The sequence below is a fragment of the Parafannyhessea sp. genome, from assembly GCF_051876455.1.
Classification (GTDB): domain Bacteria; phylum Actinomycetota; class Coriobacteriia; order Coriobacteriales; family Atopobiaceae; genus Parafannyhessea.
Map to the genome: position 1 here is coordinate 1 of NZ_JBJEHW010000045.1, position 4997 is coordinate 4997.

Consider the following 4997-nt stretch of genomic DNA (forward strand, 5'->3'; position numbering starts at 1 on the left):
CCATGTCACGGGGGTCGTCCTTCTCGCCCGATGCGTCCTTCTCGCCCGCGGCGGCGTCGCAGAGCCAGCCGCGAATCGCCGTGGTCGCCACGTCCATGGCCACGTCCTTGGGGCAACCGAACGCTCCGGAGGACACGAGCGGGAACGCGACGGACGCAGCACCCAGGCCGCGCGCAACGTCGAGCGAGCGCGTGTAGCAGCTAGCCAGCAGGGTGCGGCGGTGCGCGTCGTCCGCGAAGCCGGCGTCCCAGCGCGGGCCGGCCGTGTGGATGACCCAGCGTGCAGGCAGGTCAAAGCCGGGCGTGGCCACGGCGTTCCCGCAGCCCACGTGGCCGATTGCCAAGCACGCCTCGCGCATGCGGCGCTCGCCGGCCGCGCGGAAGATGGCACCGCACACGCCGCCGCCCATGGAGAGGCGCTCGTTGGCGGCGTTGACGATCGCGTCCACCCGCATGCGGGTTATGTCCTGGCGGACAAAGGTAAGTGGCATGTCAATTCCAATCGCGGTCGCAAAGTCATGCGGGCGAGAAGCCCTTGGCCCCTCACCCGCATGATACAACCCACTCCCAACGCACGTCCGCCGTGTGCAAGGCCCTTGCATTTGTGCTGTTAAGCGGCATATTTATGTTGAGTCCGAGCTAAAACGGACAGATGGTTGGATGGTCGGGGCGGCGGGACTCGAACCCGCATGGTCTGGAATCCACGGGCACCTGAGGCCCGCGCGTCTGCCAATTTCGCCACGCCCCGTTTGGAAGCTGGCTTCCCGTCCGCGATTCGAACACGGATCACCTGGACCAGAACCAGGAGTTCTGCCATTGAACTAACGGGAATCGTTTGTGTTGGATTGTCTGATGGCCCTCAGGCGGATGCTGCGGCCCCTACGCCGCAATCAGCGTGAGGCTGATGCCACACCGCTGTTGCCTCGGCAGTCGTAGCCGTAGCAGGTCGTGCCCTTGGCGCCGCTGGGCGCGCTGGGGATATTGGGCACGCCTCTCGTCCGCCGCGTTGCCGAGCTCCGCCTGCGTCGCCGCGAGCGCCGCGCGAAGCCGCGCGTTCTCGAGCTCGAGCCGCGCAATCTCGGACGCCGCGTCGCGCGACCGCGTGCCGGCGACGCCGTTCGCGCCCTCGCGGGCGGCGCACACGAGTCGCCGGAGGTCGTCCCGGCGGTAAAGCGTGCTGCGAGAGACCGCCGACCGCTCGGCCACGGAGTAGAAGGAGACGAGCTCGTGCTGCACGAGCAGACCCGCCACCGCCTTGCCGACGCGAATGGTTATGCTCTCGCTCATGTCCGTCGACGCGGTGAGCACCGCGGACGAGAAGTGCTCGCCCATGTTCCCTCCTTCTATCCCTTAGGCCACGTGGGCCAATCGTCAGACCGAACGTCTGCCGGGGCCATCCCCGACGATTCACATTCTTGCACCAAACCGCTGCCCTGCTGCTGCGATTGCCCAGATGGGACGAATGCGACGGTGGACTGGCAGCGTCGCGGCGAACTTTTTTCGACCAGCTTGCAGCCGCAGGGGGTTTGTGTGTGATTCGCCGGCCCACTTCTGGCGAAAATCGCCTTCGATCGGCAGACCGGAGCCTCTGGGCCGCACGCAGTTCCTCGTTCGTTACCGACAGATGGACTTTCGTACGCTCGCACCGTCTTCACTACCTCCCGTGCAAGGTCCAAAGCACACACAAACCCCCTCGCGTTACGCACGGGCCCAAAAAAAACTTGGGATGGGTCCCTGCCGGCCCCACCATGGAGGCGCCTCAAGCCGGGAAGCGCGTACCGCAGGCACACGTAGTTGGATATGTCCACCAGCGGCTCGATCGAGCCGACGGGGTTGCCGTTGAGCACGCGCCAACCGTGTATGAGTCTGTTGGTTCCCGGAGGGCTATGCGGAGTAGTTCAGCCAAACCTGGATGAGGAACATGCGCATGCGGGCCGTCGCGTCCCTGTCTGCCATGCGTGCCTCCTCCCCTTGCCGCTTATGCCCAAGATGATACAACCTTTGCCACCCATGCCACGGCGCGGCCCGCGGAATGCTAACGTACTTCTCAGCTTTCCTTCATGTCTTCCCAAACAACGGACAGGAGCGCATATGAGCGAGAAGAACGAGCACGGCATCGGCACCACCTGCGTGCAGGGCGGCTACACGCCCAAGAACGGCGAGCCCCGGCAGGTGCCCATCGTGCAGAGCACGACCTTCAAGTACGACACGTCGGACGCCATGGGCCGCCTGTTCGACCTGGAGGACTCCGGCTACTTCTACACGCGCCTGCAGAACCCCACCAACGACGCCGTCGCGGCCAAGATCGCGGCGCTCGAGGGCGGCACCGCCGGCATGCTCACCAGCTCCGGACAGGCCGCGAACTTCTTCGCGTGCTTCAACATCGCGGAGGCCGGCGACCACATCGTGGCGAGCTCGGCCATCTATGGCGGCACGTTCAACCTGTTGGCGCACACTATGGCCAAGATGGGGGTCCAGACCACCTTCGTCTCTCCGCTGTGCTCGGACGAGGAACTCGAGGCCGCGTTCCGCCCCAACACCAAGGCCGTGTTCGGCGAGACCATCGCGAACCCGGCGCTCGCGGTGTTCGACATCGAGCGCTTCGCCAAGGCGGCCCACGCGCACGGCGTGCCGCTGATCGTGGACAACACCTTCCCCACGCCCGTCAACTGCCGCCCCATCGAGTGGGGCGCGGACATCGTGACGCACTCCACCACCAAGTACATGGACGGCCACGCGGTGCACGTGGGCGGCGCGATCGTCGACTCCGGCAACTTCGACTGGATGGCGCATGCCGAGAAGTTCCCCGGCCTCACCACGCCGGACGAGTCGTACCACGGCATCGTGTACGCCCAGAAGTTCGGCCAGGCGGGCGCCTTCATCACCAAGGCCACGAGCCAGCTCATGCGCGACTTCGGCTCAATCCAGAGCCCGCAGAACGCCTTCTACCTCAACATGGGCCTCGAGAGCCTGCACGTGCGCATGCCGCGCCACTGCGCAAACGGCCAGGCCGCGGCCGAGTTCCTGAGCAAACACCCCAAGGTGGCCTCCGTCCGCTACCCCGGACTCCCCGGCGACCCCTACCACGAGCTGGCGGAGAAGTACCTCCCCAACGGCAGCTGCGGCGTCGTGAGCTTTGACGTCGCCGGCGGTCGCGCGGCCGCGGAGAAGTTCATGGCCGCGCTGAAGATCTGCAACATCGAGACGCACGTGGCCGACTCGCACACCTGCTGCCTGCACCCGGCGAGCTCCACGCACCGCCAGATGACCGACGACGAGCTGGTGGCCGCGGGCATCAGCCCCGCGATGGTGCGCCTCTCGTGCGGGCTCGAGGACGCGGACGACATCCTGGCCGACCTGGACCAGGCGCTCGCCACGCTGTAATGGACACGCCGCGAGGCGGGCTACCCTAGCGCGGGCGGCCCGCCTCGTGCTCCTGCTCCATGCGGTCGATCTTCTCCTCTTCCTCGCGGTCCTCCGCGGCGGAGACGGGCGTGACACGCAACCCCTCGGCCCAGCCGGTGGGCTCGCCGCGGCTGAGGTGGCGGTAGCCGATGACGGAGAACGCGACCGCGCCCACAAAGTTGACCAGCAGGTCTTTCATGGTGTCGATCAGGCCGATGTCGAGGTAGCCGCCGTGGATGTGGGTCGTCTTGCCGGACGCGGTCGTGATGGCCGTGTCCGCGATGCCGTCGATGCGGACGCGCTGTCCCGTGTGCGTAGGGTCGAGCGAGACCGTCGAGATGGACGTGACCACGGTGTCCTTCTGCATGTCCAGGCCCAGCGTGGTGTCGAAGCCGAACTCCACGAACTCCCACAGCACGCCGACCGTCATGGAGAAGCAGAACGCCACGAGCGTCACGTACACGGGCGACAGGCTGACCCGCTTGCTCGAGCGGTTGAGGAGGTCGACGAGCGAGAAGCCCACGGCCGCGCACAGGAAGCCGTTGATGGTGTGGAGCACCGTGTCCCAGCCGGGGACGAGCACGTAGTAGTGGTCGACCTCGCCCAGGATCTCGGCCGCGAAGATGAAGACGTAGATGATGTTCTGGAAGAGCGGCGGGATCTCGAGCTGGCCGCGGTCCTCGATCAGCGCGGGCACCAGGAAGAGCACCAGCACGAGGCCGCAGATCGCGACGCCCTCCCAGCGCTGCGTCATGATGCAGCGCACCAGCGTCACGATCACGAGCACGCGCAGCACGGAGTACAGCTTGAACGTGCGCGGGTTGAGCGCGATCCTCTCCTTGAGCCTGCGCACGACCCTGCGCATCCGTCTTCCCGGCATCTGCAACTCCCCCGCGTCCCGGCGCGCCGCGAGCGGCCCGCCCCCCATCCGACGTGGTGCACCATACTACGGGCGGCGCCCGGTCGGGCAAACCACCACGCAAAATGCCATGTTTATGCAAAACGTTGCGCAGACCGCCACAGTTAGCCCAGAATGGTTGGCGGCCGACCAAACTTCCGCGCAGGCCGCCACGTTTAGCCAAATTGGCTCGTTATTTTCCACGTTTACCAAATAAACTGGTAAACGTGGAAATTTGCGTGCGATTTCAGCCCACTCGATAGCTTAAACGTGGCGTTCTGCGTGCTCGTTTCCTAAACGTGGAATCCAGCGGTCCGATTTGCAAATGTGGCATTCTGCGTACTCCTTGGGCCAAGTGAGCACGACGCACGCAGGCGAGTATCATCTCGACTCGCACCATCGGCCAACAACGGAAGGACCCACATGGGATTCATCGATGACATGAAGAAGGAGTCGTCCTTCTCCACCGCGTCCGGAAACAGCTATCACTACGTGGTACTGCAGGTAACCCTCAAGGAGAAGCTCTTTGGCACGGGCTCGGGCAACCTCACGGAGCTAGAGGACGTGATCAACCGCCAGGCCGCCAAGGGCTATCGGCTGCACACCATCTCGACGGCCAACGGCGGGAGCAAGGGCCTAGGCGGCGGCGACCGCATCCAGGCGACCATGGTGTTCGAGAAGATCGAGTAGCCGCG

5 protein-coding genes and 2 tRNA genes are annotated in these 4997 nt (G+C 65.4%); 2 read left to right on the top strand and 5 right to left on the bottom strand.

The features are described 5' to 3' along the window. The 4 genes from ACI38Z_RS02125 to ACI38Z_RS02140 all read right to left on the bottom strand — a co-directional run. Positions 1–490, bottom strand: a 490-nt coding sequence (locus ACI38Z_RS02125; protein WP_439788537.1) for a macro domain-containing protein, incomplete at its 3' end; no start/stop codon positions are given. Between the two features lie 170 nt (positions 491–660). Beyond that, positions 661–747, bottom strand: a tRNA-Leu gene (locus tag ACI38Z_RS02130). Between the two features lie 9 nt (positions 748–756). Then, positions 757–830 (bottom strand) — tRNA-Gln (locus ACI38Z_RS02135). 48 nt (positions 831–878) lie between these two features. Continuing rightward, positions 879–1331, bottom strand: coding sequence for a hypothetical protein (locus ACI38Z_RS02140; RefSeq protein WP_439788538.1), 453 nt, complete (start codon positions 1329–1331; stop codon positions 879–881). A 759-nt stretch (positions 1332–2090) separates the two neighbouring features. Between ACI38Z_RS02140 and ACI38Z_RS02145 the strand changes: the two genes are divergently transcribed. After that, a complete protein-coding gene (locus tag ACI38Z_RS02145) occupies positions 2091–3383 on the top strand; it encodes an O-acetylhomoserine aminocarboxypropyltransferase/cysteine synthase family protein (RefSeq protein WP_439788539.1) in 1293 nt (430 codons plus the stop codon). Between the two features lie 25 nt (positions 3384–3408). Here ACI38Z_RS02145 and ACI38Z_RS02150 read toward each other — a convergent pair whose 3' ends face one another. Continuing rightward, positions 3409–4284 carry a hypothetical protein gene (locus tag ACI38Z_RS02150; protein ID WP_439788540.1) on the bottom strand — a complete coding sequence of 292 codons (876 nt, stop codon included), beginning with the start codon at positions 4282–4284 and terminating at the stop codon, positions 3409–3411. A gap of 441 nt (positions 4285–4725) precedes the next feature. On the opposite strand from ACI38Z_RS02150, the gene ACI38Z_RS02155 reads away from it, so the two are divergent. After that, the gene (locus tag ACI38Z_RS02155; RefSeq protein WP_439788541.1) at positions 4726–4992 is read left to right on the top strand and encodes a DUF4177 domain-containing protein; all 267 of its coding nucleotides are present in this window, start codon (positions 4726–4728) and stop codon (positions 4990–4992) included. Positions 4993–4997 lie beyond the last annotated feature (5 nt).

Coding starts and splice junctions, on each gene's coding strand:
- ACI38Z_RS02145 (WP_439788539.1), top strand. CDS start 2,091: ATGAGCGAGAAGAACGAGCACGGCATCGGCACCACCTGCGTGCAGGGC.
- ACI38Z_RS02140 (WP_439788538.1), bottom strand. CDS start 1,331: ATGGGCGAGCACTTCTCGTCCGCGGTGCTCACCGCGTCGACGGACATG.
- ACI38Z_RS02150 (WP_439788540.1), bottom strand. CDS start 4,284: ATGCCGGGAAGACGGATGCGCAGGGTCGTGCGCAGGCTCAAGGAGAGG.
- ACI38Z_RS02155 (WP_439788541.1), top strand. CDS start 4,726: ATGGGATTCATCGATGACATGAAGAAGGAGTCGTCCTTCTCCACCGCG.